The organism is Pseudomonas sp. PS02302 (assembly GCF_029959585.1).
GTDB classification, from domain to species: domain Bacteria; phylum Pseudomonadota; class Gammaproteobacteria; order Pseudomonadales; family Pseudomonadaceae; genus Chryseomonas; species Chryseomonas aestiva.
Map to the genome: position 1 here is coordinate 1 of NZ_JASCON010000035.1, position 26,171 is coordinate 26,171.

Annotated in this window: 21 protein-coding genes; 1 reads left to right on the forward strand and 20 read right to left on the reverse strand. The window is 62.8% G+C overall.

Going from position 1 to position 26,171, the window contains the following annotated elements:
- Positions 1-86: 86 nt before the first annotated feature.
- The 8 genes from QMX82_RS13370 to QMX82_RS13405 all read right to left on the reverse strand — a co-directional run bounded on the left by QMX82_RS13370 (position 87) and on the right by QMX82_RS13405 (position 9,524).
- Positions 87-1,364, reverse strand: coding sequence for a hypothetical protein (locus QMX82_RS13370; RefSeq protein WP_282284320.1), 1,278 nt, complete (start codon positions 1,362-1,364; stop codon positions 87-89).
- Positions 1,365-1,447: 83 nt separating this feature from the next.
- On the reverse strand, positions 1,448-2,188 hold the full coding sequence (locus QMX82_RS13375; RefSeq protein WP_282284322.1) for a WecB/TagA/CpsF family glycosyltransferase: 741 nt from the start codon (positions 2,186-2,188) through the stop codon (positions 1,448-1,450).
- Positions 2,181-3,056, reverse strand: a complete 876-nt coding sequence (locus QMX82_RS13380) for a glycosyltransferase family 2 protein (protein WP_282284324.1) — start codon at positions 3,054-3,056, stop codon at positions 2,181-2,183. The genes QMX82_RS13375 and QMX82_RS13380 overlap by 8 nt, the downstream gene beginning before the upstream one ends.
- A gap of 201 nt (positions 3,057-3,257) precedes the next feature.
- Positions 3,258-5,474, reverse strand: a complete 2,217-nt coding sequence (locus tag QMX82_RS13385; protein ID WP_133860421.1) for a polysaccharide biosynthesis tyrosine autokinase — start codon at positions 5,472-5,474, stop codon at positions 3,258-3,260.
- Between the two features lie 15 nt (positions 5,475-5,489).
- Positions 5,490-5,930, reverse strand: a complete 441-nt coding sequence (locus QMX82_RS13390) for a low molecular weight protein-tyrosine-phosphatase (protein ID WP_133860422.1) — start codon at positions 5,928-5,930, stop codon at positions 5,490-5,492.
- Positions 5,931-6,084: 154 nt separating this feature from the next.
- On the reverse strand, positions 6,085-7,494 hold the full coding sequence (locus QMX82_RS13395; protein ID WP_208693180.1) for an undecaprenyl-phosphate glucose phosphotransferase: 1,410 nt from the start codon (positions 7,492-7,494) through the stop codon (positions 6,085-6,087).
- A gap of 470 nt (positions 7,495-7,964) precedes the next feature.
- Positions 7,965-8,177 (reverse strand): hypothetical protein, encoded by a 213-nt coding sequence (locus QMX82_RS13400; RefSeq protein ID WP_133860424.1) that lies wholly within the window; start codon positions 8,175-8,177, stop codon positions 7,965-7,967.
- A gap of 138 nt (positions 8,178-8,315) precedes the next feature.
- Positions 8,316-9,524, reverse strand: a complete 1,209-nt coding sequence (locus QMX82_RS13405) for a methyltransferase (protein ID WP_208693179.1) — start codon at positions 9,522-9,524, stop codon at positions 8,316-8,318.
- Between the two features lie 279 nt (positions 9,525-9,803).
- Here QMX82_RS13405 and QMX82_RS13410 point away from each other — a divergent pair, with 279 nt between their 5' ends.
- Positions 9,804-10,667 carry an isocitrate lyase/PEP mutase family protein gene (locus QMX82_RS13410; protein WP_208693178.1) on the forward strand — a complete coding sequence of 288 codons (864 nt, stop codon included), beginning with the start codon at positions 9,804-9,806 and terminating at the stop codon, positions 10,665-10,667.
- A gap of 3 nt (positions 10,668-10,670) precedes the next feature.
- Here QMX82_RS13410 and QMX82_RS13415 read toward each other — a convergent pair whose 3' ends face one another.
- From QMX82_RS13415 to xerC, 12 genes are all read right to left on the reverse strand, one after another.
- Entirely contained in the window at positions 10,671-11,870 is a 1,200-nt protein-coding gene (locus QMX82_RS13415) for a glycosyltransferase family 4 protein (protein WP_208693177.1), read from the reverse strand.
- A 400-nt stretch (positions 11,871-12,270) separates the two neighbouring features.
- Positions 12,271-13,359, reverse strand: a complete 1,089-nt coding sequence (locus QMX82_RS13420) for a glycosyltransferase family 4 protein (RefSeq protein WP_282284335.1) — start codon at positions 13,357-13,359, stop codon at positions 12,271-12,273.
- A 31-nt stretch (positions 13,360-13,390) separates the two neighbouring features.
- Positions 13,391-14,638, reverse strand: coding sequence for a glycosyltransferase family 4 protein (locus QMX82_RS13425; RefSeq protein ID WP_282284337.1), 1,248 nt, complete (start codon positions 14,636-14,638; stop codon positions 13,391-13,393).
- A complete protein-coding gene (locus tag QMX82_RS13430; protein ID WP_282284339.1) occupies positions 14,635-15,633 on the reverse strand; it encodes a glycosyltransferase in 999 nt (332 codons plus the stop codon). The genes QMX82_RS13425 and QMX82_RS13430 overlap by 4 nt, the downstream gene beginning before the upstream one ends.
- Before the next feature lie 35 nt (positions 15,634-15,668).
- Entirely contained in the window at positions 15,669-16,199 is a 531-nt protein-coding gene (gene rfaH / locus QMX82_RS13435) for a transcription/translation regulatory transformer protein RfaH (RefSeq protein WP_133860432.1), read from the reverse strand.
- Positions 16,200-16,246: 47 nt separating this feature from the next.
- Positions 16,247-18,460 (reverse strand): polysaccharide biosynthesis tyrosine autokinase, encoded by a 2,214-nt coding sequence (locus QMX82_RS13440; RefSeq protein WP_282284341.1) that lies wholly within the window; start codon positions 18,458-18,460, stop codon positions 16,247-16,249.
- Between the two features lie 57 nt (positions 18,461-18,517).
- A complete protein-coding gene (locus QMX82_RS13445) occupies positions 18,518-19,453 on the reverse strand; it encodes a glycosyltransferase family 2 protein (protein ID WP_208693172.1) in 936 nt (311 codons plus the stop codon).
- A gap of 1 nt (position 19,454) precedes the next feature.
- Positions 19,455-20,990 (reverse strand): lipopolysaccharide biosynthesis protein, encoded by a 1,536-nt coding sequence (locus tag QMX82_RS13450; protein WP_158889732.1) that lies wholly within the window; start codon positions 20,988-20,990, stop codon positions 19,455-19,457.
- A 19-nt stretch (positions 20,991-21,009) separates the two neighbouring features.
- Positions 21,010-22,182, reverse strand: coding sequence for a DegT/DnrJ/EryC1/StrS family aminotransferase (locus tag QMX82_RS13455; protein ID WP_208693171.1), 1,173 nt, complete (start codon positions 22,180-22,182; stop codon positions 21,010-21,012).
- A gap of 44 nt (positions 22,183-22,226) precedes the next feature.
- Positions 22,227-23,606: a pyridine nucleotide-disulfide oxidoreductase gene (locus QMX82_RS13460; RefSeq protein WP_208693170.1), complete on the reverse strand. Its 1,380-nt coding sequence runs from the start codon at positions 23,604-23,606 to the stop codon at positions 22,227-22,229.
- A gap of 955 nt (positions 23,607-24,561) precedes the next feature.
- On the reverse strand, positions 24,562-25,275 hold the full coding sequence (locus QMX82_RS13465; RefSeq protein ID WP_282284351.1) for an HAD family hydrolase: 714 nt from the start codon (positions 25,273-25,275) through the stop codon (positions 24,562-24,564).
- A complete protein-coding gene (gene xerC / locus QMX82_RS13470) occupies positions 25,272-26,165 on the reverse strand; it encodes a tyrosine recombinase XerC (protein WP_282284353.1) in 894 nt (297 codons plus the stop codon). Before xerC ends, QMX82_RS13465 begins: the two co-directional genes overlap by 4 nt.
- Positions 26,166-26,171 lie beyond the last annotated feature (6 nt).

Below are 26,171 nucleotides of genomic sequence, written 5' to 3' on the forward strand. Positions count from 1 at the left end.
TGTCCCGGGGGTTTTTTTTCACCAGCCCCGGGGGGGGGGCAAACCCTCGGGGGGCCCCCCGGGGGCCCGGGGGGGGCCACGAGGGATCAGACCGGGCGAGCCAGCTGGCTGCTCGGGCGCGGGTAGGGACTGCTGACGTAGGTCTCCGGGGCGGACGCGGAGCTGTAGTGGTGCAGCGTGCGCAGCGCCTGGATCACCATCAGATAGCAGATGGTGGCCTGGAGGTACTCGAAGAAGCCGGCCAACGGCCAAATCACCAGCTGGGCCAAGGTGGCGGTCACCACGAAGCCGGTATCGGGGTGCAGCATCTTCGCCCAGCGATAGTAGAGGAACAGCGATACCGGGATGATGATGAAGGCCAGGAAGCCGAAACGGAACAGGGTGCCGAACACCCCGACGTCGGAGAGGAAGAAGTACTCGCCGAAATAGGGGATGAAGCCGTTGTTCCACATCAGCGACAGCGAGCCACTCGGCAACCAGTGGTTCTGGCTGAGGTGGGAGAAGATGTAGCCGATGGTCTGCTCACGCACGCCATCGGTGGGACCGTCCTCCACCGACTGGGCATAGAAGTCCAGATTCAGCCCCAGTACCTTCATCAGGTCGGGGAAGATGAAGAAGGGCGACAGCAGCAGCGTAGAGACGCAGATCCAGACGATGGACTTGCTCTTCAGGCAGAACACGGTGAAAACCAGCGCCAGCACGATCAGCTGCCGGGTCTGGGTACCGAACACCAGGGTCAGCAGGAAGACCATGGCCAGCACGATATGGACGGTCTTGCTGCGCGCCGAGCCATCGATCGGCGAGATGCCCTTGTTCCAGGTCTGGATGCAGTAGAAGTAGGCCAGGCACAGCGCCGGCGCACCGATGGAGGAACGGTCCGGGCGGTCGAAGGAGGATTGCTTGTCACGCAGGTCCGGCAGCACGCCGAACTTGAACATCCAGGCCATGACGGCGGCCAGCAGCGCGGTGATCAGCAGGGCCTTCTCGAATTGCGAGGCGGTCATGTTGCGACCGAGGAACATCAGGGTGGCGAAGCCGAAGCAGAACAGGATCCGCCGCTCCTCGATCAGGCCATAGATCAGCGGCTGACCGTAGAACAGGAAGGAAAAGACCGCCGGCAACCCGATGAAGACCACCGACGAATAGACGGCGTAGGTCATCAGGATCTTGAATTCGCGCTGCTGGGTGCCAATGCTGGTCAGCAGGTAGAAGAAGGTGAAGGCCATGCAGATGGCCAGATACAGCTCGTTCAGATAGAGGATGCCGACCGGGTTGTGCGGGCTTTCGCCGAACACGTCCAGGTGCAGGATCAGCAACGGGACCAGGAGAACGAAGGAAACGGTACTTTTACGGAGAATGCTCATAGACCTACCCATCCAGACGGGACCACCGGACGGCTTGTCCGGTGGTCATCTTCCTTGCGGCTGAGCAGCTGCGGGGCAGCCACTCAGGTGCGTCGACTGCTGCGTTCCTTGAGATAGATGGGCAGGATGCTCAGCGCATCGTGCACGTAACGCTTGGCCAGCCGCTTGGGCTCCGAGCATAGCCGGTGCAACCATTCCAGCTTGGCTTTCTGCATCCAGCGCGGTGCGCGCTTGACGGTGCCCACGGCGAACAGGATGGACGCGCCGATGCACAGACCGACACCGGTACGCTTGCTGCTGTCGATCTGCCGCGCGAGCTTTTCCTGACGCGGCGCCCCTACGGCATAGAGGATGAATTCCGACGGATTCTGCATCACGAAGTCGACGCACTTCTGCGTCTCCAGCGGATCGTTGATGAAGCCCATCGGCGGGTTGTAGTGCGCCAGCTGGATGTGCGGATACATCCGGCGCAGCTTGCCGACGTCGTTCTCGCTGGAACCGATCAGTACCACCGACAGGCGCTCGTCGTTGGCCTTGCGCAGGACGCTCAGGGTCAGATCGCTGCCGGTGATGACCTCGGGCACGGCGACGCCCAGCGACTTGAGGATGGGCATCAGGATGCGGCTGTCGCAGATGCGCTTGCCGGCGCGCTGATAGGACTCGCGCATGTCGGCATTGCTCTGCAGCTGCACGACATGGTCGATGTTCGGCGTGACGATGTAGCTGTAGGGCCGATGGATATCCTGGCTGATCGAGCTCAGCAACTCGTCCTTGGTACCGGTGAAGAAGTCGATACCAAAGGCTTGGGTGCGTAGGTTAGACATGCATCGTCGCTCCCTTGAAGGCGCCCTTGACGCCGGACCAGGCCAGTTTCGGATTCTTGAATTCCTTGAGCACGGTGATGCCGGACAGCAACACGGCGGAGACCAGTGCGTAGGAGGTGCCGTGGAACTTGCGATTGAAACGGGTCGCCGCGCGGTTGCGGAAGTAGTGATAGAAGGCGCTACGTCCGCCCGAGCTCATGGAGCCGTAATGATAGAGCTGGCTCTCGGGCGAAACCTTAAGGGCGACGCCCTTGCGCTTGGCCTGGTGCTGCCAGTCCACCTCTTCGGAGTACATGAAGTAGGCCTCGTCCATGAATCCGATCTCGGTCAGCAGGCTGGCGCAGAAGGCCATGCTGCAACCCATGATGTAGTCGGGTTCACGGTCCAGCTTGGAAATCTCGCTGACCTCGATGTCCTTGCCCAGCAGCTTGGACTTGCCCAGCAGCGGATAGAGGATGCCGCCGCCATAGCATTCCAGGCGCCCGGTCTGAGAGCTCAGGATCACCGAGCCGACGATGGTCTTGGGCGCGCGCTGCAATTCGGCCAGCAATGGCGCGAAGGCATCGTCCTTGACGTAGGCGTCGTTGTTGACGACCCAGAAATGCTTGACCGCCAGATTGTCCAGCGCCCAGCGCATGCCGTAGTTGTTGCCACCGGCATAGCCGTCGTTGCGCGGACTGGCGAGCACGGTAACCTGGCTAAGGCCGTTTTCGGCCTGCCAGCGTTGCAGGACGTCGATGGAGCCGTCCTGGGAATCGTTGTCCACCACCACCGTGTGATCGATGGACGGGCAGTGCTTGAGGATGCTCTCCACACAACTGATGGTTTCGTTGGGGGCCTTGTAGTTGAGCACCATGACTACGTTCATTGGCGTGTTCCTATTCTTCAGAATCATCAATCCGGTACAGCGTCGAGATCCAAGGCTGCCAAGCGTGGCCGGGTTCAGGAGCGAACCCTTCGAAATCGCTGTGTGAGGTAGTTTCTTGTTCGATGCGCCTGTACGAATACTGCCGCGATCCCTGAAGGGATTGGCTGGACGGCGCTCAGGCCGTCCAGCCGGGGTCGTGCATCAGCTCTTGGCGTCCTGCTCGTAGGAGTAGTGGTAGTTGCCATAGGAGCCGTAGTTACTGGCCTTGCGTTCGACGGCGTTGAAGATCACGCCCTTGAGCGGAATGCCGTTGAGGTCGAAGCGGCGCTTGGTCGCCTCAAGCTCCTTGACACTGTTCACGCCGAAACGTGCGACGATCAGGCTGGTACCGGCATGACTGCCGATGATGCCGGCCTCGGTCACCGCCAGGATCGGCGGGGTATCGATGATCACGATGTCGTACAGCTCGCTGAATTTCTTCAGCACGGTGGTGAAGCGGAGGCTCATCAGCAGTTCCGACGGATTCGGCGGGAACTGGCCGCAGGAGACGAAATCCAGGCTGCCGACTTCGGTCTTCTTGATGGCGTCGTTCAGGGCGATGCGGCCACTCAGCAGATCGGACAGGCCGTCCTGCTGCTTGGTGTTCATCAGCTTGTGCAGATAGCCCTTGCGCATGTCGCCGTCGATCAGCAGGACGCGCTGGCCGGACTCGGCGATCACCGCGGCCAGGTTCGAGGACACGAAGGACTTGCCGACGCCCGGGCTGGGACCGGAGATCATCAGGATGTTGTTCTTGGCCTCGATCATGGCGAAGTGCAGGCTGGTACGCAGGCTGCGCAGCGCCTCGGTGCTCAGATCGGTCGGATGGGTGATGGCGGTCAGCGAGGATTCGCCCGGCTGCTTGGTGCCCAGTACCTTGGTGGTGTCCGCCTGGTTCTTGCTGTAGGGGATCGAGGCGTAGACCGGCAGACCGATCTGCTCGATGGCTTCCGGGGTCTCGACACCGCGACGCAGGGTATGACGGGTGTAGACGATGGCCAGGCCGACGATGCCGCCGAGGATGATGGCGACGGCGATGATCAGCGGCTTGTTGGGCGCGGACGGATCGTCAACGTTGGCGTTGGCGTTGTCGATGATGCGGACGCTACCAACGGTACCGGCGCGAATGACTTCCAGTTCCTGAGCCTTGTTCAGCATCAGCGCATAGGTCTGGCCGGTCACTTCGATGTCACGGTTCAGACGCAGCAGTTCCTGCTGGGTTTCCGGCAGCACTTCGACGCGCTTCTGCAGCTTGGCGCGCTCGGCCTGGAGTTGGCCCAGCTGGCTCATCAGCGCCTGGTAGGCCGGGTGCTGGCGAGTGAACTTGCGATCCATCTCGGTGCGCTTCAGGTTCAGCTCGGAGATCTGGTTGTCCAGGGCAACGGTCTGTTCCAGGACACCCTTGGTCTCGCTGTCGATATCGACCGACTTCTTGTTGGTCTGGTAGTAGTTCAGCGCGGACTGGGCCTTTTCCAGGTCGGATTTCACGACCGGGATCTGGGCACGCAGGAATTCCAGACTCTGGGTGGACTCGGCGGCGTTGCGATCGATGTTCTGCTGAACGTAGATGTCCGCGACTTCCTGGACGATGGCCTGGGCCTTCAGCGGATCCGCGTCTTGCAGACCGACACCGATGATGCCCGACATCTTGCCGCGCTCACCGGCGACGATGCGACCCTGGTATTCCTGGATGGTCTTGGAGAAACGCTTCTTCATGATGGTGAATTCGGTGCCAGGGCGAGCCTGCAGCGTAGTCACCTTGATCTGGTACCCGGCATTGCTCACCGGCTGGCCGAGGCCACCGTGCAGTACCACTTCGTCGTCGGCGTTGAAGACGGTGAAGTTCTGGTTGTCCTCGACCTTCAGCTTCATCGGCTTGTCGAGATTGCTGTCCGGTACTTCCAGCTGGTCGATGACCAGCTTCTCGCCACCCCAGGCAAAGCTGTTCAGGCCGAGCAGGGGAGAGGCGACGTCGGTTTCATTCTGCGGATCGAAACGACGCGCGACGAAGTTGCCGATCAGCGGGAAATAGCGCGGCTTGACCTCGATATCCAGCTTGAGGTTCTCGATCGCCTTGCCGATCACGGAGCGCGACTTGAGCAGCTCGATCTCGGTCACCGCCTCGGGCATGGGCGGCGGCATGCCGGTGGACTGATCGGTCAGTCGGGTAACGCCCTTCTTCTCCATTTCGATCTGGATCATGGCGTTGGACGAATACATCGGCGTGGCCAGGATGGCATAGCCGATACCGAGCGCGGCGAAAATGCCGATTACCGACAGGAGTTGCCATTTGTAATCTATCAACATACCGAAGAGTGCGGAGAAGTTGATATCCGACTCATTCTTAACTTCGGGAGTAAAGCGAGGCATCGTGGTCATGAAATTCCTTCTTCCCTATTTGATGTATGGAAGCCAACTGTCTACACAGCGCGTCAAAAGTATTTGGACATTTTGAAACATCTCTTTAGAAAGGCGATAAGGGTCTGGTACTTCTTGATTGCTCAACCATTTCCCGATCAGAAAAACCTTACCCCTGACTTCAGGAGCAATACTTTCGACGGAGCGTGAGTGGAACTCTTCCATGGTCAAAATCAAATCCGCCTTGCGCAGCATCTCTGCATCCGCCTGGCGAGCTTTGTGGGTCGTGAAATCGATGCCGTTCTCCCGTAGTAGTACCTCCTGAGCGGTCTTCTCGATGCCGTGGCCAACCAGCGCCCTGATGCCGGCCGAGCCGACCTGGACGTCACGGCCTTCCAGTGCCTTGGCCAGTAGTGCTTCTGCGACCGGGCTACGGCAGATGTTCCCTTCGCATACAACCAATATCGACTTGATCATTCTTCAAAACCTTCCTGTTGTCCGGACAACAGGTATCGACGGCAGATAGCCCAGCAATCCTTTCGGGAGTTGCTCGCTGCCGATGTAATTAGAGTCAGGAGTCCAGGCTCCAGATCGTCGTGCTGAGCAGTGGGGCCAGCGGCCCCGGCCAGACTCAGTATGCGTTCTTATTGATGAAGCCTTTGAACAGCGTGAGGAAGATGATCTTGACGTCCCACCAGAAGGACCAGTGGTGGATGTAGTCCAGATCGAACTCGACGCGTTTCTGCATCTTGTCCAGGGTGTCGGTCTCGCCGCGCCAGCCGTTGACCTGAGCCCAGCCGGTAATGCCGGGCTTCATCTTGTGGCGGAGCATGTAGCCCTGCACCAGCTTGCGGTACTGCTCGTTGTGAGCGACGGCATGGGGGCGGGGACCGACGATGGACATTTCGCCGCGGAGTACATTAATGAATTGAGGCAATTCATCGAGAGACGTACGTCGTAAAAATGCACCAAACGGGGTGATCCGGGAGTCATTCTTGGTGGCCTGGGTGACCTTGGCGCCGTTTTCCATGACCTTCATGCTGCGGAATTTCCACACTTCGATCGGCTTGCCGTCCATGCCGTAGCGCTTCTGCTTGAAGAAGATCGGGCCGGGCGAGGTGATCTTGATGCCGATGGCGATGGCCAGCATGGGCAGGGAGATCATGGCGAGGATGATCGAAGCCAGCACGATGTCCTCGATACGTTTGACGATATGGCTGGCGCCATCCATCGGGGTATCGAAGATGCTGATGCTGGGCAGGCCGTCCAGGCTTTCGCTGCGGGCATGCAGCAGGTGGAACATGAAGATGTCCGGGATAATGTACACCGAAGCCGTGGTGTCGCTCAGCTCCTGGACCAGCCAGTTGATCTTGCTCTGATCGGCCATGCCCAGGGTGATGTAGACCTTGTCGACCAGGCCGGAGCGGACGTCCTGCATGAGCTGGTCGAGGCCGCCATTCAGCGCCGGGCTGGGCACGCCTTCTTCACCGGTATCCTGGTTGTCGCTATAGAAACCGGCAATGCGCAGGCCCATCCAGGGCGCCGTGCTGATGGTGTGCGCCAGGCGCTGGGCGACCATGCCGTTACCGGCGATGGCGACGTGGCGGGTATTGATGCCGGCCTTGCGCAAGGAATGCATGATCGAGCGCAGCAGCACGCGATAGCCGCACAGGGTGCCCAGCGTCAGACCTAGCCAGCCCTGCATCACGCCAGGCGTCAGATAGGACTGATCGAAGAAGAAGTAGTCCACCATGAACACGGTCGCGAAGGTCAGCACCCAGTAGGTGGCGATCTTGAGCAGTTCATCGGTGATGCGCTCGCCGCGCCAGGAACCATAGACGTGGTTCAGCTCGGTGAGGAAGTGGAAGATCAGCAAGGACAGGAAGATGACGACCCAATGCTCGGGACGCATGCCGGTGTCCGACGCCCAGGTGCCTGCCACGTAGGCGCTCAGGGTGATCACGGCGAGATCGAGCAGGCGGTGTGCGAGCGAGATTGCCGAGGAATTCGTATGCAAAATGCCGCGTTCTTTCAAATTCATGGTTCCATCCTTGTGCGTATACCGTGCACGAACTTTCAACTGGGCGAGGCAGCTACCAGCGTATGAAATGTTCACTATGGCGCTCTAGGACCGATGACTGACCACCGATCGCTAAATGCCATGATGGCTGTAGCGACGTTAGGACTCGGCACTGATTAAGAGGTTCACACGGTAGAAAGGCCGGGCGGCGCTGTCGAGCTGCCCCAAATCAGGGCAAATAGCACGCCAGTCGTTCTGCGACGGGGGGAGGGAAGTGAAAAAGGGCGGAGTGCGTCACAACGTGTGCGGACGGCTGGCACACTTCTTTCGCATCAGGGTGCGATGAGTGGCCTGCCCGGGCAGCGGGAGGGGGTAAAACGTTCCGTCGGACTTTAACGCGGGATGCGGAAGTTGTGAGCTGCTTCACCAAACAATGAGACAGCCAGACCGGTCAGGTCGGGTGTAGGCCAGTCCCTGGCCTGAAACACGCCTCAATGGCGATGGTGGGACTGAAAACTCAGGGGGGAATTGACGGGAAGGCTGGAGATCTTGGAATGCCAGGCTGAATTTCTCGTGTTGTCGTGCGAGAACAGCAGGAACGACCAGCTGACAAGGAGGGAGGCCACCGCAAGCCAGGGCAGCTGGGCTTGGGCGAAGACGAGGCAACCGGCAACGCCGGTCCAAACGGGCAGGTAGTAGCGCATTTTTGTTATTCCTGCTTTTTTTGCGAGATTGCAACCTAACTATTGTGCAGACTTTGTGAGAAGTCCATCACCAAAAGGTATTTTTTACACTCCTCCGCTCAAATTCCGACAAACGTGCAGGGTAGAGCGGCTGTAGGCCTATGCCAGGCAGCGTTTTTCCGCGGTCAGCAGCAGGTTTCGCGGTGTCAGGCTGGCGGGACAGAAGGTCCCCACCCTCACACTGTAACCTTGCTCCTGTAGGAACAGCGCCTGATCCAGCACCAGCCACAGCTCCAGCGGTCGTCGGAACAGACCGGGCAGCAGTTCGAGATTACGAACTTCTGCCAGCCGCTGGAAGCCCCGTTGTTCCCAGAGTGGCCAGTCGATTCCGGCGGGCAGCCGCAATCCCTTGCGCCGCGCCAGTTCCGCACCAAAGGCCGAGAAGGGCTGGCGCAGCCAGTGGCTGGGCAGGGGCGGGGTATTCAGATAGGTATCGCAGCCCCTGATCTCGCGTTGCAGGAGATCGAATCCCAGCCGGCGGGCCATGGACAGATCTCTGTCCCGCCGCACCCGCTGGCCGCCGGTGACGGTTTCGCAGAGGGCCAGGCGCAGGGCTTCCCGGTCCAGGCGCAGCGCCGAGGCCTTGGCCGGCACCGACAGCGGGTCATAGGCCGCGGCGGCGATGCGGTCATAGCAGCAGGGCGCCAGGGCCAGCTGCCGACAGCCACGTTCCGCGGTCACCCTGAGCAGCTGGACGTGCAGGTCGCCGCAGGCGTGCAGGGCGACGGGGGTGTCGCGACTGCCGAGCGATTCTCCTGCCAGCGATTGAAGCACATCAGCCTGATAATGGTGCACCGGGGTTCGCGCCCGGTGGCTGAGCCGTTCGCCTTCCTCGACGAGAGCCGCATCGACCTCCAGACAGACGGCCGGCGCACCTTGATGGGTCAGGTGCCTGGCGAGGTGGCCCTTGCCGGCGCACCAGTCGACCCAGCGCTGCACGGGGTGCTGGAAATCCAGCGTGCGGGCGAAGGCTTCTATCTGCAGCCATTTGCGTCCGGGTACGTCGACTTCCTGCCTGCCAGGCCGATCGCGGCCGGGTTGCGTCTGGCGTTCCTCGACCTGAGCCAGCGCCAGTGAGGTGGCTGCCAGCGAGCGGAAGGGTTCAGGGGCAGCCAGCAGCTGGGGGGTATTATGGGCCGCCTCGGCCGCTTCCAGACTGCGGGCCCGCAGCCAGCGGGCCAGCTCCGGATGGCTCGATTCCCAGGCCAGTTCCCGTTCGACGAAGGGTCTCGGCCGCCACAGGTGCTGATACCGGGTCAGAAAGAGATCCAGGGCGGTGAAGCGGTCTAGCAAGTCGGCGGCAAGCATGATGGCATTAGGCGATGACGGGATTGGCAGGAAGGCAGGGCCTGGCCACTATTGTCACTTCGCCCAGGCAGGCTTGGGTATCGAAATTTCCGGCGCCTGGCTGCGCCTTGCTCGACGGCGTTCGGACCTTGGCTTCCGGTGGCTGAAGCGCGCGAGGCAGAGCGGTGACCGTGAGTCAGCTTGATGAATCGATTTATCTCAAAGCCGGACATCTGGTCGTGTCACCACTACTTGTCGCGCTAACATTGTCTGTTCGGTATATCCCAGAAGGAAAATCCTATGAAGCCAACCTCCCCGCACAAGCTGCGTCTAGCGTTCAGATCCCTGCTGAAATCGGACAGCTGCTACCACACGGCGTCCGTCTTCGATCCCATGTCGGCGCGCATCGCCAATGATCTCGGTTTCGAAATGGGCATCCTCGGCGGGTCGGTGGCTTCCCTGCAGGTGCTGGCCGCGCCGGACTTCGCCCTGATCACCCTGAGCGAGTTCGTCGAACAGGCCACGCGCATCGGTCGGGTCGCCCGGCTGCCCATCATCGCCGACGCCGATCATGGCTACGGCAATGCGCTGAACGTGATGCGCACCATCACCGAGCTCGAACGCGCCGGGGTGGCTGCGCTGACCATCGAGGACACCGTGCTGCCGGCCGGCTATGGCCGCAAGTCCACCGACCTGGTGAGCGTCGAGGAAGGCATCGGCAAGATCAAGGGCGCGCTGGAAGCCCGTATCGACGAAGCCCTGAGCATCTTTGCCCGGACCAATGCCACCGAATTGAGCACCGCGGAAGTCATCTCCCGCACCAAGGCCTACGAGGCCGCAGGCGCGGACGGTATCTGCATGGTCGGCATTCGCGATTTCGCGCACCTGGAAGAGATCACCCAGCACCTGAGCGTGCCGGTGATGCTGGTGACCTATGGCAATCCCCAGTTGCGTGACAACGCCCGCCTGGCCAAGGCCGGTGTGCGGGTCGTGGTGAACGGGCATGCCGCCTACTTCGCGGCGATCAAGGCGACCTATGACTGCCTCAGGGAGCAGCGCAACATCACCGCGTCCGACCTGTCCGCGTCGGAACTCTCCACCAAGTACTCGACACTGCAGGAGTATCGAGTCTGGGCGCGGGAATTCATGGACGTGAAAGAGTAACCATCAGGCCGTGCTCAGCGAACTCGGCTGCAGGCCCTTGCTGGGAAAGGGCGTCACGATGTCCAGATCCAGGTCGGCGGGCAGATGCAGGGCGGCGACCCGGGCTTCGACGAAGGCCCGCATTTCCTGACGGAAGCGCTTGGTGGCGAAGCGCTCGGCATTCTGCCGGCACGCCTGCTGGCTGATCGGCGTTTCCAGGGCCTCGAACTGGCGCACGGCGGCGCATAGCGAGGCAGTGGTCTGCTCCGGATAGAAGACGCCGGTGGGATGTGGCGTATCGAGACCGCGCACGGTTTCCAGGACGCCACCCCGGCCATAGGCGATGACGGGGGTACCGCAGGCCTGGGCTTCGATGGGGGTGATGCCGAAATCTTCCTCGGCGGCAAAGACGAAGGCCCGCGCCCGGCGCATGTGGTCCAGCAGGCAGTCGAAGTCCTGGTAACCCAGCATGGTGACGTTGGGGCCGGCGACTTCCTTGGCCTTCTCGAATTCGGGGCCGGCGCCGATCACCACCAGCTTCTTGTCGGGCATCGAACTGAAGGCTTCGACGATCATCGGCATGCGCTTGTAGGGCACCATGCGCGAGGCCGTGAGATAGAAGTCCTCCTTGCCGCCGCTGGGGGTGAAGCGACTGATGTCGACCGGCGGATAGATGACCTTGGCTTCGCGGCGATAGGCCTTGCTGATGCGCCGGGCGATGAAGTGGGAGTTGGCGACGAAGGCGTCCACGCCAGCGGCGGTGCGCTGATCCCAGATGCGGACGTAGTGCAGGATGACCCGCGCCAGCTTGCCCTTGAGGCCGCGGTCGAGACCGGCTTCCTTGAGGTACTGGTGCTGCAGGTCCCACGCATAGCGGATGGGCGAGTGGACATAGCTGATGTGCAGCTGGTCCGGACCGGTCAGAACGCCCTTGGCCACCGCATGGCTGCTGGAGATGATCAGGTCGTAGCCGGACAGGTCGAGTTGCTCGATGGCGTGCGGCATCAGCGGCAGGTAGGTCTGATAGCGCTTCTTGGCCTGGGGCAGGCGCTGGATGAAGGTGGTGGTCGCCTGCTTGCCCTGCAATTGCGCCCGATCCTCGTCCGAGAGGAAGTCGATCACGCTGAACAGGTCCGCCTCCGGCCAGATGTCGAGCAGTTCGGCAAGCACGCGTTCGGCGCCAGCAAAGGTTACCAACCAATCGTGAACGATGGCGATTTTCATGTCGTCTTCCTTAAGCGTGAAATGAAATCAAGTGCTGGTGCTGATTCATGGAGTGCTGGTTTTTCTGGTCACTGCATATCCCCAGGGCAGCCGGGTTATCTCGATGCTGTCCGAAGGGCTGTCGAGCTCGTGCAACTTGATGGTTGGGCTTTGTGCAACGACGGGGTCTGTTGCAGGCGTTTCGCAAGCAGCGGCGTTATCCGGACATTCCGCGGTCGCTGCCGCGATGTCGTCCGAGCCGCATTGCCTGAGGTGGCATTCAGCGATCTGAAGGGTGCGCCCGAACGGTCTCGCGTCTTTGTCGAGCGTCAGGGGTACCGAGGAGCGGCTCTGGCCTGCCATGGCGTTACTTGTCTCTTCCATGAGTTCTTGATCGCTGAATTGTTGTTCTGTGGTCTTTTCAGGCGGCCCTGGCCGTGGCCTTCGAAGAGCTCGCCAGGGCGCTGTCCAGCAGGTCGGAGACCTTGCTTGCCGAGGTCTGCCAGTTGAAGCGCTGGATGTTGGCCAGACCCTTGGCGCGGAGCGCCTCCCTGAGCGGTGCGTCCTGCAGGATGGTGCGCATCGCCTGGGTGATGCTGGCCGTCTCGTAGGGGTCGAAGTAGAGGACGCTGTCCTGCAGCACTTCCGGCATGGAGGCGGTATTGGCCGAGATCACCGGGCAGCCGCAGGCCTGGGCTTCGAGGGGCGGGATGCCGAACCCCTCGTAGAGCGACGGAAAGACGAAGGCGGTGGCCTGGCGATACTGGCGCGCCAGTTCGGCATCGTCGATGCGGCCGAGCAGCTTGACCCGCGGATCCCTGGCGGCCAGGGTCGCCAGATCGCTCTGGCCGAACACGGCGTGGCTGTCGCCGACGATGCGCAATTCGACCTTGAGGTCGCGGGGCAGGGCGGCGAAGGCTTCCAGCATCCGCGAGAAGTTCTTGTGGTAGCTGGGCGAGGACACCGCCAGCAGATAGGGGGTGTCGGCGCTGTCAATTCGCGGCGCCAGGGTGAAGGCGTCGGCGACGGCGTTGGGCACGACCGTGATCGCGTCGCTCGGGTAGCGATAGAAGCGCGAGATCTCGTCCCGGGAGAATTCACTCACGGTGATCAGGGCATTCGAGCGCTTGAGCAGCATGGGGATCAGGCAGCGGTACGAGGTGCGGAATTTCCACGAGTAACTCTCGGGAAAGCGCACGTAGTTGATGTCGTGGTGAGTGGCGATCTGGTTGGTGTAGAGCAGCGGCGCCGTGCTGCACAGCGACAGCAGCAGGGGGCTGCCCTGGCTCTTCAGCCAGTTCGGCAGGTCCCATTGCTCCCAGCGCTGGCCCTGGCGGGTGCCGATGATCTCGATGTTCAGCCGCTTGGCCACGTCGGGCCTGACGACACCGGGCGGCGCGACGAAGCGCAGGTCGGATCGCAGCTTCGCCAGCTCCAGCGAGATGCATTCCGCGAAGCGCTGAACGCCGCGAAGATCCTGGGTGATGAAGCGGGAATTGACGATGATCATGATTCTGCCCGTTGCCGTGACCTGGGATGGATCAGTTGGAAAGCTGTGTGTGAGGTACGTGAAGCTGCTTGGCGGAGCCGTGCTGCGCCTTGCCGAGGACGTCCTCGAAGAGCGCCAGGTACTGGTCGAGCATGGTGTCCATGCTCAGCAGATCGGCCACCGCGGTGCGACTCAGCAGACTCAGCCGCTGGCGCAGCTCGGCATCGTCATGCAGGCACTGCAGGGCGCGGCCCAGGGAGTCGCGGTCGTCGGGATTGCAGAGCAGGCCGTTGACCCCATCGCGGACGATCTCCGGCAGGCCGCCCATGCGGCTGGCGATGACCGGTTTGCGGAAGGCGCAGGCCTCGACGGCGACCATGCCGAAGGGCTCGGCCCACAGCGAAGGCGCGACGAAGACGTCGATGTTCTGGTAGAAGGCCTCGGGCTTCTGATAGCCGACGAAGCTGACCTTTTGCGGATCGGCCATGGCCTTGAGCTGGGTTTCGTAATCCAGCTGGCCCTTGCCGGCGATGGTCAGGGTCGCGTTGAGCGACAGCCGCTGGAACTGCTCGATCAGCCAGCCCACGCCCTTGTTCTCCGACAGGGTGCCCATGTAGCCGAAGCGGACGACGCCGTCCGGATTGGGGGTCGCGGTCTCGGCATTGCTGCCGGCGATCAGGCTGGCGTTATGGATGACCTGGCGCGGAACGCCGCCGAAGTAGCCCTTGTTGACGATGGTATCCAGCAGGTAGCGACTGACGCCGACGACGGCATCCACCTTGGCGGACTGCTCGGCGTGGGGCCGACGCAGGGCCGCGCAGCTGCCACAGAGTTTCTGGCAGCTCTGGCCCTTCTTGAACAGGGTGTTCTTCGGGCACAGCAGGTACATGTCGTGCAGCACCTGCACGATGGGGACGCCGCTGGCGCGGATCTCGTCCCAGGCCGCGACCGACCAGCCGGACAGGTTGTGGCACACCACCAGGTCCGGCTTTTCCTGTTGCAGCATCTGGCGCAGGGGCGCCCGCATCGCGCTGTTGTACTGGTCGCGAAAGTGCCAGCCGAAGCGCGCCAGCGGACCGGGGCGCTGCTGGGTCAGGGGCCAGTAGAAATTCTTCAGCCCGGCGCGATAGACGCGCACGTCGTTCACCGTCTCCTGCCGCACACCCTGCTCGGGACCGGTCACCAGCACGGCCACGTCGTGACCGCGCTGCTGGAAGCCTTCCACGCTGCGTTGCAGGATGAGCTCCGCGCCACCGCCCACATGGGGCGGATAGAAGCTGTTGAGAAAGAGCAGTTTCATAGCGGATAGCTGCGGTTTATCCCCAGCGCGCCGGTTTCGCCGTCCTGGACCGCCTGCCGGATCAGCGCCAGGCGCTGACGGCTCTTGTCGTCACGGGCGAACCACTTGAGCAGGGTGTGGAAGACGTAGCGGTTGAGGCTGTACATCGGCCGGGAGCTGGCCCAGACGTTCTTGTCGAACCAGGCCTGGTTGCGCGCGGCGTAGTAGGCGCGGAAGTCCGAGCCGGCCTGCAGGTAGTTCTGGTAGACGTTGCTGGTGCCTTCCTTGATGTTCCAGGAATGCTCCAGTTCTTCGAGTTCCGCCTCGGTGACCATGAACAGCTTTCCGCCGGCCTGGGTGATGCGGTAGGTGTACTCGGTGTCGTCGGAGTAGAGCACCAGCTCGCGCAGGGGCAGGCCGATGCGCTCATAGAGGCTGCGGTGGGCGAGCATGCCGCCATAGGGGGCGAAGGGCAGCTCGACCAGGGCTTCCGGCTGGCCACCGCGCGGACGGCCCCAGGGCAGGCGGCGCCAGATCTTGTAGGGGATGCGGGCCACGTGGAAGCCGAAGTAGCTCGAACGCGGCTGGGTGATCATCCGGGTCGGGATGCACTGGGCGATGTCGGCCTGCTGGGTCGGCCGGTAGCCGAGCACGGCGACCTTGTCGCGACCGTGGACGGCGCCGAGTTCGTCGAGGCGACGGTGCAGCACGTCGAGGGCATCGCCCAGGGGCGCGTTGTCGTCGTCCATCATCCAGATATGGGTGGTATCGGTGGCCAGGGCCGCTTCCAGAGCCACGGCGTAACCGTTGGCGGAACCGGTGTTCTCGCTCAGGTTGATTACCTTGACCTGACCGGGCCAGCGGGTTTCGAGGCTATCCAGCGACACCGTGGCCGCATTGCTCACCACAACGACCTGGTGAATGGTGCGTTCGGCCAGGGCGCGGGTGACCAGCTGCTCCAGATAGCCGAGGCGATTGCCGTAGGTGACGGTAACGACCGTGGTCTTGCATTGCATGAACAGATTCCTCCAAAGGGCCTTACAGTTCTTGGTCAGGCGCGCAGCCGCTGGTTGACGGTGGCGACTGCCGACAGTTGATCAAGAGCGACGCTGACCCGTTGTTCGCGCTGCAGGATGCGCAGCAGGATGATGGCCCGCTCGTTGCCATCGGCACTCAGGAACACGGCGTCCATTTCCAGCTCCTGGCTGTACTGCACCCGCACGGTCTCACCGGGCTGATGGCTGGGTGCAGGCTCAGCCAGCGCGGCGAGGCGCTGGCGGATGTCGTCGATGATGCCTTCGCTCACGGCCGTCGGCTGGGTGCCGAAACTGACGATCCGATTGACGCCGCGCGTCGAGCGGATGGGGTACCAGTTGTCGTTCACGTCGTTGAGCTGAATGAACAGATACCCCGGGAACAGCGACTCGCTGCCGCTCGCGCGACTTCTGCCGGAGGCCTTGCGCTCGCGCTGGGGCCGGAAGCAGACGTAACCCTGTCTGCTCAGGTTTTCTTCGGCGCGGACTTCCTGGTTGGGCTTGGTCTGCACCAGATACCAGTGACCGGCGGGATGGGCGAGCGTCATGGGCGAGTTCCTTCTCTAGGGGCAGTCAGGCGCGGCGGAGCGATGTATCAGGTACGGGGGCCGTATTCGTAGTAGCCGTAGACGCCATCGTCTTCCATGGACGTCGAGGCCTTGCGCTGCACGCCGTTGAGGATGGCGCCCTTGATGGTGATGCCGTTCTGGGCGAAGCGACGACGGGAGTTCTCCACCGCCTTGAGGGTGCTCTGACCGAAACGGGTGACCAGCAGGGTGGTGCCGGCGAGACGACCCACCAGGGCGGCATCGGTCACCGCCAGGATCGGCGGGGTATCGATGATCACCAGGTCGTAGAGGCTGCCCACTTCGTCCAGCAGACGGGAGAAGTTGGCGTGCATCAGCAGCTCCGAGGGATTCGGCGCGGCCTGGCCACAGCTGATGATGTCCAGTTGGGCGATACCGCTCGGCACGATGGTTTCACGCAGCTTGCTGCGACCGGTCAGCAGCTCGGACAGGCCGGCTTGCGGTTGCAGGCCGAACACGCGGTGCAGATAGCCCTTGCGCATGTCGGCGTCGATCAGCAGCACGCGCTGACCCGACTGGGCGACCACGGTGGCGAGGTTGCTGGAGACGAAGGATTTGCCGACGCCCGGGGTCGGGCTGGAAATCATGATCACCCGATTCTTGGCTTCCAGCATGGCGAAGTGCAGGCTGGATCTCAGGCTGCGCAGGGATTCCACCGCCAGGTTGGCCGGTTGCACCACGCTCAGCAGGTTGGGTTCGCCGGTACGGGTCTTCTTCTTCAGGCGACGGTTCAGGCGCTCCTGGTCCTTGGTGAAGGGCAGGGTGGAATAGACCGGCAGGCCGATCTGCTCGACGGTGTCGGGATTCTCGATGCCCTTCTGGAAGGCCTGGCGGACGAAGACCACCACCACGGAGGTCACCAGACCCAGCAGCAGCGACAGGATCAGCGCGACCTTGCGGTTGGTGGCCGGCTCGTCGAGGTTGACGTCGGCGTTGTCGACCAGGCGCACGTTGCCGATGGTGCCGGCGCGGATGATGTCCTGTTCCTGGGCCTGATTCAGCAGCAGCTGATAGGTCTGGTTGGTGACCTTCATGTCGCGGTTCAGGCGCAGCAGTTCCTGCTGGGTGCTGGGCAGGGCTTCCACCTTGCGCTGCAGACTGCGTTTTTCCACTTCCAGCTGGGCGAGCTGGTTCAGCAGGGTCTTGTAGCTGGGGTGATCGCGGGTATAGAGGCGATCGTATTCGGCCTGCTTGAGCTTGAGCTGGGAAATGGAGGTGTCGAGGGTGACGATCTTGTCCAGGACGGCCTTGGTTTCCAGGCTGATGTCCACGGAACGGCTGTTGGTCTGATAGCTGTTCAGGGCCGCTTCGGCGCTTTCCAGGTCCTTGCGCACCGCCGGCAGCTGGCCGCGCAGGAAGTCCAGGCGCTGGGCAGCTTCCGCCGAGCTGCGTTCGACGTTCTGCATGACGTACAGGCGGCTGATCTCGGACAGGACGCTCTTGGCCAGTTCGGGATTCTCGTCCGCCAGGGACAGGTAGATGATTCCCGACTCCTTGCCGGCTTCGCTGGTCTTGATGCGATTCTGATAGAGCTGCGCGGTGGTGATGACGCGATTGCGGGTCACCTTGAATTCGGTGCCAGGGCGCGCTGTCAGGGTCTTGATCTGCATGCGATAGCCGTTACCGGCGGCCATCTGGCCGACCTGGCCGTCGAGCAGGGGCTGCTTGTCCTTGTCCAGCAGGCGATAGCGACCGTTGCTGCCGGCGACCACCGTCAGGGTCTCGCCGTACATGTCGTCCGGCACATCGAACTGGAAGACGTCGATCTGCTCGCCGCCCCAGGCGAAGCCGCGCAGTTGCGGCCAGCTGTCCGCCAGTTGACCCGGCTTGTCGGCTTCGTAGTGGCGCCACAGGTAGTGGCCGATCAGCGGGAAGAAGCGCGGCTTGGCCTCGATGTCCAGGCGCAGGTTCTCCACGGTCTTGGTCAGCACCGCGCGCGACTTCAGCAGCTCGATCTCGGCCACGGCCGGCGAGGCCGAATTGGGTCGCACCACGGTCTCGGCAACCGCCGTGAGCGCATTCTTCTTGGGTTCGATCTGGATCATCGCGCCGGCGACGTACTGCGGGGTGGACAGCACGGCGTAGGCGATGCCCACGGCCAGAAAGCCCGCGGTGATGCCTGCGATCAGCTTCTTGTGGTCAAGAAGCGTGAGGGCCATCGTCTTGAGATCCAGATGTTGTTCTTCGTGTTGTTCGAACGAAGAGCGCTGCATGACGGTCATTGGGGTCCCTTCCTTTTAGCTGGATACCTGGCAGCCGGAAAACTGCTCTGTGTAAGTTCAGTAGGTGACGCGTTTGGGGGCGAAGCGTCGGCCGATGTTGAAGGTGATGTTGCTCACCGCCCGCAGAAGCGCCTTGACCTTCTGCGATGGTGGAATCGAGGACAGCGAAAGACTCAGGACCTGGCGCAGGAAGAAAACATGCAGGTCGCGCTCGCCCAGCCGGTAGTAGTAGTTGGCCAGGCAGTACTGGGTGTGGAGATCCATCTGCAGGCGCTTCTGGCTGGCACGCATGGAAAAGATCCCGCCCTCGTGCACGCGGTAGGCGGCGGGGCGGATCTCCTCCATGAACTTGCCCTTGCCGTGGGCACCGAGCAGCGACCACCAGACGATGTCCATGAGCGCAGCGGTTTCCAGCTCCGGCGGCAGTTCCCGCAGGACGTTGCGGAAGCAGGCGGTCAGGGTGGACAGCGGCAGCGCCTTCTTCAGTTCGGTTTCGCTGCGGTCGTAGTGATCCTGGCCCCCGAACCGCTGCGGATTGACGATCCCTTTGCTGTTGAAGGCATAGGAGGCGTGGAAGGTCAGGGCGTAGTCCCGGTTGTTCTCCAGGAAGTCCACCTGCAGCTGCAGCTTGCGCGGATCGTTCCAGTAGTCGTCGCCTTCGCAGTAGGCGATGTAGTCGCCGCGGGCCTGCTGGAACACCGGCATGCCATAGGGCTTGCCCTGGCTGTACTGGTTTTCCTTTTGCAGGATCAGGCGGATCAGCCGGGGATAGCGGCGCTGGTAGTCCTGGAGGATGTCCCGGGTGCCATCGGTCGAGGCGTCGTCGTTGACGATGATCTCGAAGGGGAAATCGGTCTGCTGGCGCAGAAAGCCGTCAATGGCCTGGCCGATGTACTCGCGATGGTTGAAGGTCAGGCAGACGATGCTGGCGACCGGCCGACTGCAATCCGTCGGCCAGTTCTTCATGATCTCTGCTTCGGTCCGAGCGTCCATGTCAGATACCTGCTTTGTAGAGTTGGGAAAACAGGCGCGAGCGGGTCTGTTTCGGAGAACAGAGCACGTAGCTCAGCGCCATCAGCACCAGGGTCAGGCCACCGCCCAGGGCGAGGGTGGCGAGGATGGAGAACCGCTCCTGCGGTTGAATCTCTTGGTACAGCAGCTTGCTCAGGCCCACGCCGATGGCGGTCACCACCACGGCCACCAGCAGGTCCTGGTTCCAGTAGCGCTGCAGATTCGGCGCGAAGCGGCCGTGGACGATCATCGGCCAGATCACGAAGGGGATCAGGCGCATGAAGAACCAGGCCAGCGCTGCGCCATAGACGCCGTAGTGCAGGACCACCAGGATCACGATGGGCACCGAGATGGCCGCGGATACCAGGCTGTACCAGACGTGCAGGCGCAACTTGCCGTAGGCGTACTGCAGATAGAACTGGAACTGGCTCAGGGCGAGCAGGGCCGAGCCCAGGGCGTACCAGAACAGGATCGGCTCGCTCCAGTGGGCGGAGACCTTGTCGCCGGTCCAGGCAAAGACCAGCGCCTCGCCATGGAAGGCCACCATGGCCGCCAGCGGCAGCAGGATGGCGAAGGCGAAGCGCGCCGCGTTGCGATAGAGCCGTTCCAGTTCGAGCGGTTTGTCCTGGGACACCAGCACCGTCATGCGCGGCAGCAGCGCCTGCACCAGCGGGTTGGTCAGGGTGACGATACCGGTGGAGATCAGCGCCACCAGGCTGAAGTAGCCGTACTCGGCCAGGGGCAGCGCCTTGGACAGCACCAGCTTGTCGAGCTGGGTCAGGGCGATCCACAGGATCGAGGTGAAGGACATGCTCAGGGCGAAGGGCACGATGGGCTTGACCCGCTGCCAGTCGAAGCCGCTCCACCAGGTGGGGTTGGGCAGCAGCCGATAGGCCTTGAGCGCATAGACCAGCATCTCGAACACGGCGACGAAGGCCTGGAACACGAAGAAGTCCAGCGGCTCCTGGGAAATCCACATCACCAGGATCAGGCCGCCGAAGTAGCGGACGGTGGCGATCAGCACATTGACCAGATTCAGCCAGCCGTGCAGCTCGACCCCCTGGACGCCGCTCTTGTACAGCGTCGACAGCAGGCGGAAGGCGATCATCAGCCCCATCAGGCCGATGCAGTGGGCCACGGTCTCGGTGGGCAGACCCTGGACATTGAGCCAGTGACCCGCCATCCACTCAGAGTTCAGCTCGATGGCGACGAAGGCCAGGGTCGCCAGGGGGATGAAGATGAATTCCAGCGAGCGCAGCAGTTGACCGCGGGTGCGCCCGGCACCGGTCTGGCCACGGCCATGGGCGACATCGCGCACCAGGGACGCGGAAATGCCGACGTCGAGGAGTTGCAGCCAGGTCTGCAGCACGGCGAAGAAGCCGATCAGACCATAGGTTTCGGCACCCAGATGACCGAGATACATCGGCTGGATCAAGATGCCGATCAGCAGCGCATAGGCTTGGCCGGCATAGTTGATCAGGGTGTTGCGCAACACCGACACTTTCGCGGGACTGGTCATGGGAGATAGCGGGCCGGGGTCAAGTTAGAGCAGGAGAGGAGTCGCCGGGAAAATCCCAGCTCGGCAGCAGCTGTGCCGGGGTGATGAGCGCCCGCAGGGATTCCATGCTGGTCTTTTTCTGCTGCGCGAGGAGCAGGGTGTCGATCAGCAGGTCCTGGGTCGCCTGCGGCAGGTCCGGGTAGAGCGGCACGCAGAGGATGCGGTGACTCAGCTTGCGCGAGACCGGCTTGATCGCCTGGGGCTGCAGGTAATCCAGGGTTTCCAGCGACGGATAGAAGTAGCGGCGCGGATTGATGCCGACGGCGTTCAGGGCCTTCTTGGTGTCCAGCAGACTCGGCTCGTCACGCAGGGCCACCGGGAAGTAGCTGTAGTTCAGCTGGGTGCCGTAGGTGGGACGCTGCAGGTCGAAGGTGCCCTGCAGGCGTCTCTCATAGTGCTGACCGATGATGGCGCGGCGGGCCAGGATGTCTTCCAGCTCGTCGAGGATGCACAGGCCCATGGCCGCGGAGACTTCGTTGAGCTTGGCGTTGATGCCCACGCCTTCGATGCGTTCGGCATCGACGATGCCGAAGTTGATCATGCGGCGGACGCGCTCGGCGAGCTCGTCGTCTTCGGTGATGATCGCGCCGCCTTCGATGGTGTGGAACAGCTTGGTGGCGTGGAAGCTGACGGTGGTGATGTCGCCCCACTGCAGGACCGAGCGGCCTTCGAACAGGGTGCCGAAGGCATGGGCGCCGTCGTAGACGACCTTCAGGCCGTGGCGGTTGGCGACCTGCTGCAGGCCGCGCACATCGCAGGGATTGCCGAACACGTGGGTGGCGACGATGGCCGAGGTGTCGTGCTCGATGGCGGCTTCGACGTTGGCCGGATCCAGGTTCCAGGTTTCCGGATGGATGTCGGCGAAGACCGGCCGAATCCCTTCCCAGTGCAGGGTGCTGGTGGTGGCGACGAAGCTGAACGGCGTGGTGATGGCGCTGCCGGTCAGGCCCAGGGCGCGATAGGCGACCTGCAGGGCCAGGGTGCCGTTGTTGACCAGGATGATGTTTCTGACGCCCAGATAGTCGCGCAGGCGCTCTTCGAGTTGAGCGTGCAGAGGGCCCTGGTTGGTGATCCAGTTGTTGGCGTAGATCTTGTCGATATACGCCTTGAAGCGTTCCTTATCGCCAAGGTAAGGCTTGGTCACATTGATCATGATCCGGTACCTGCTTATCGAGTCCTTGATACGTGTCGGTTCGGTCAAGCGTGTTCGGCGACCGGGCTGGCCGGTTGCCGGAAGGCGGCGCCGGGCTTGTCCAGACGCTCCAGAACCGACTCCAGGGCCTCGCGACTGGCATCGTTGTGGAACTGCCAGACCCCGTAGATGCGTCCGGAAAAGGACGCCTCGCTCCCCAGGCGGGGATCCACTGCCAGTCCCGAGCCCAGGCCGAACAGGTGCAGGCCCTTGAGGCGCTGGCCCTGCTGGTCCAGCGGGCTGCCGGCGGCGTCGGAGTCCAGCCCGCCGCGCAGGGTGCGCAGGGTCAGCGGACGACCGTCCTGGCAGCGCAGCTCGGGCACGATGGGCTGGTAACCCATGCCCTGTACCAGCAGGGCGGCGCTGTCGAACAGCGTCTGGGCGTTGGCCAGTTGTTCGGCGCTGCCATCCAGTTGCAGCGTCTTGACCTTGACCGGGGTACCGCCGATGCCCTGACCGGCAAGGACCTGGCGGCCGATCTCGTGGGCGCGGTAGCGCAGTCCGCCGGAGCGGTTGACCCGCTTGGAGATGGGGCAGATGTCCTGCAGCGGGTCGAAGGGATAGCCGGCGGCCAGGGCTTCGGCGGCGGTCTCGTAGAACAGCCGGATCGGTGAGCGATGGACCAGGGTCAGTTCGCGCAGACCATCGTGGTGCAGGGCGCTGGCCAGGTTGTCGAGGGCGGAGAAGGCGCTGTGGGAGCCACCGACCACGCAGATCGGACCGCCATCCTTGAGGCGGGCCCGATAGCGCTGGCGCAGGGCTTCGGGTTGCAGGCGCAGCAGATTGTCGGAGCTGTCGATCGAGGCGCTCTGGGGCAGTTGCAGGCCCATGGCCTGGATGCTTTCCTCGAAGCTGTGGCGGGTCTGCTTGCCGCCCAGGTTCAGCACCAGGCTGGAGGTGCGGACGCGGCGGATGGCGCCGGCCTGTTCCAGCCAGACGACATAGCTCGAACCTTCGCAGGTCACTTCGGTGATGCGGGTCTGGCGCCAGGTGGGGATGCCGTACTGGCGTTCGAGCCAGGGCAGGACCAGGCCGGCGGCTTGCTGGAAGAGCTGGCCGACGATGGGCAGCGCCGGTGCTTCCTGGGAATTCAGCTTGAGGTGGCGAAACGTCGGGGACGCTTGCAGCGGGGCCAGGATGGGCGCCAGCAGGGGATCGCGCAGGCAGTCCAGAAAGACGTCGCTCACCGAGTTGGCGATGATCTGATAGTCACCCAGCTTGCCGGCGCCGAGTTCGGTTCCGGCATCGACGATGATGGTGCCGGCCTGGGCGAGTTGCTCCAGGGCACCGCGCTTGATGGCATTGAACAGGAATCCTAGGCCTGCCGGACCGGCGCCGCCTATTAGACATCCTAATGTCGATTCCGATAGATCATTCCTTGCCATCGGGGCATCCTCTCTGTGCGCCTTCAGGGCGCAATTAACGTGATTGAAACTGGCTTTCACAGTGCCCGGCAGTCAGCAAGAAATGCAGCGGATCGTTTTAATCTTTATTGACTTAATGACCGTCTGATGAATGTCGGTCAGTACCTGTTTTAACCCTTGCCAATAATTAATCCGCAGGTGTCGGCAGTAGCAGCAGGCGAACTTGTTCGGGGCTGTCTGCCAAGCACTTGCCAAACTAATCCGGGCCAGGTCGCCGGTGACGGGAACAGGCCGAAGTTGGTCTGGCTGAGCCCCTTGCCGGCCTGGTGTGGGCACGGTTGAAGTTGCCTGGGCGAAAAGAATTAAGTCCCGCTCGGGTGACATCCCTGTAGTCCTGCAGGTGCTCGCTGGCACGGTGATCGTCCCCTTCTGTCCAGCACCGGGCATGGCTACCGCACAGGTTTGCCGTGACTTGGGTGGTAACCGATCCTTTCGGGACATGGCTACCGCACGGGTTTGCACCTGGACAGAATGAACAGAGGGTTATTTGCCGATATCAAGGCCTGACAATGCTTGAGCAGGAACTTGAGAAGCCATCGGCGAGACGCAGAGGAGGGGGGAGGTAATGCAGTCTTCCCTGACCTGAACGGCGGCTGGTTCAGCGCGCAATCCCAGCGCTACTTCGAACTTGTCGCAATGATTGTCAAAAGGGTTAGCACTGTCAACGCGAGGTCCGGAGGGGAAATCCGGCCAGCGAGACGGCTATTGGCACTGTTGTTATCGAGGAATCGCCGGCCAAATGAGGTGTGCTTGGCAAAAAATCCTCCGGCCTCGCGGCTTTTGGTGAAGGGGGTCGCAAAGTGCCTGCTGCCGAGGTCGACAAGTGTGACGAATATTTTGGCGATTGGTTAACAGAACCCAGGGGGCTAGTAGACGGCCGGCGAGCACGAAAAATTCAGCCTTTCGGCATTTGGTATTACTGAATGCACGGCTTGCCTGACCAGCCTTCCAGCAGCGAGGGAAGTTCGCTCAGACTGCGGATCTCCGCATCCGGCTTGCCAGCACCCTGCCAGGGGTTCTGCAGGGGATTGAACCAGACGGCGCGGATGCCGGCGCGCTGGGCGCCGGCGACATCGTCCACGGGATTGTCGCCCACGTGCACGGTGGCGTCGGCGGCAATGCCGGTGAGGCGCAGGGCCTCGCGGAAAGGCGCGGGGTCGGGTTTGCCGACGCCCAGCTGCTCGGCATTCAGGGCGAAGCGGAAGTAGTCGGCCAGGCCGATGGTCTGGACGTCCGCGTTGCCATTGGTCAGCACGCCCAGGGTATAGCGATCGGCGAGGCGTTCCAGGGTGGGGTGGACGTCGTCGAACAGGGTGACCTGCTGGCGAGCGGCCAGATAGATCGCGAAGCCTGCTTCGGCCAGCTGGGCGGCCTCGGGTTCGCCGTAGCCAGCATCGAGCAGTGCCTGATGGATGACGCGACGGCGCATCTCGCTGACCCGGTGCTTGAGACCGGCGTCCTGCTGCAGCAGGCGATCGCGGATCGCCCAGAGGTGCTCGACCGGAACGCTGCCCAGCCGCGGTGCGGAGGTGGCGAACCAGTCACGCAGCAGGGCTTCGGCGGAATGAATGACGGGCGCGATTTCCCAGAGGGTGTCGTCGAGGTCGAAGGTTACGAGGTGAATTGTCATCGGCTGGCCTTGCGCTTGGCGCGGGGGTGCGCCTTGTCATAGACTTCGGCGAGCTGACCGAAGTCCAGGTGGGTGTAGATCTGGGTGGTGGCGATGTCGGCGTGGCCGAGCAACTCCTGGACCGCACGCAGATCGCCGGAGGCGCTGAGCATGTGGCTGGCGAAGCTGTGCCTGAGCATGTGCGGATGCAGGTGCTGGCCCAGTTCGCGCACGCCGGCCTCGCGTACCCGCAGCTGAACCGCGCGGGGGGTCAGGCGCACGCCGCGCTGACCGATGAACAGGGCGTCGTCAGGCGGTGCGGCCTGCAGTCGGACCCTGAGCCAGGCCTCCAGGGCGTCCCGGGCCTTGCTGCCGATGGGCAGCACCCGCTCCTTGTTGCCTTTGCCGCGCACCTGGACCAGTCCCTGGGCCAGGTCCACGTCCCCGAGGTCCAGCCCGACCAGCTCGGAGAGTCGCAGTCCGGAGCTGTAGAAGAGCTCCAGCAGCGCCTGATCACGCAGGCCGAGGAAGTCGTCCTCCACGGCGCCATCGAGCAGCTGCATGGAGCGGTCGACGTCGAGCACCTTGGGCAGGGCCTTCTGTGCCTTGGGGGGCGTGAGTCCATGGGCCGGATCCTGGCTGCAGTGGCCTTCGCGGATCAGGTAGAGATAGAAGCCGCGGCAGGCCGACAGCAGCCGCGCCAGACTGCGACTGGAGGCGCCGGCCCGGTGCAGCTGGGCGATCAGGGCGCGCAGGCGGCGACTGTCCAGGCCGTCCCAGTCGCTCAGGCCTTCGGCTTCGACGAAGGTCAGCAGCTTGCGCAGGTCGCGCCGGTAGCCGTCGAGCGTGTGGGGCGAAACCTGGCGCTCCAGCCGCAGGTGGTCGAGATAGGCATCGAGCTGTACCTGCATGCTCCG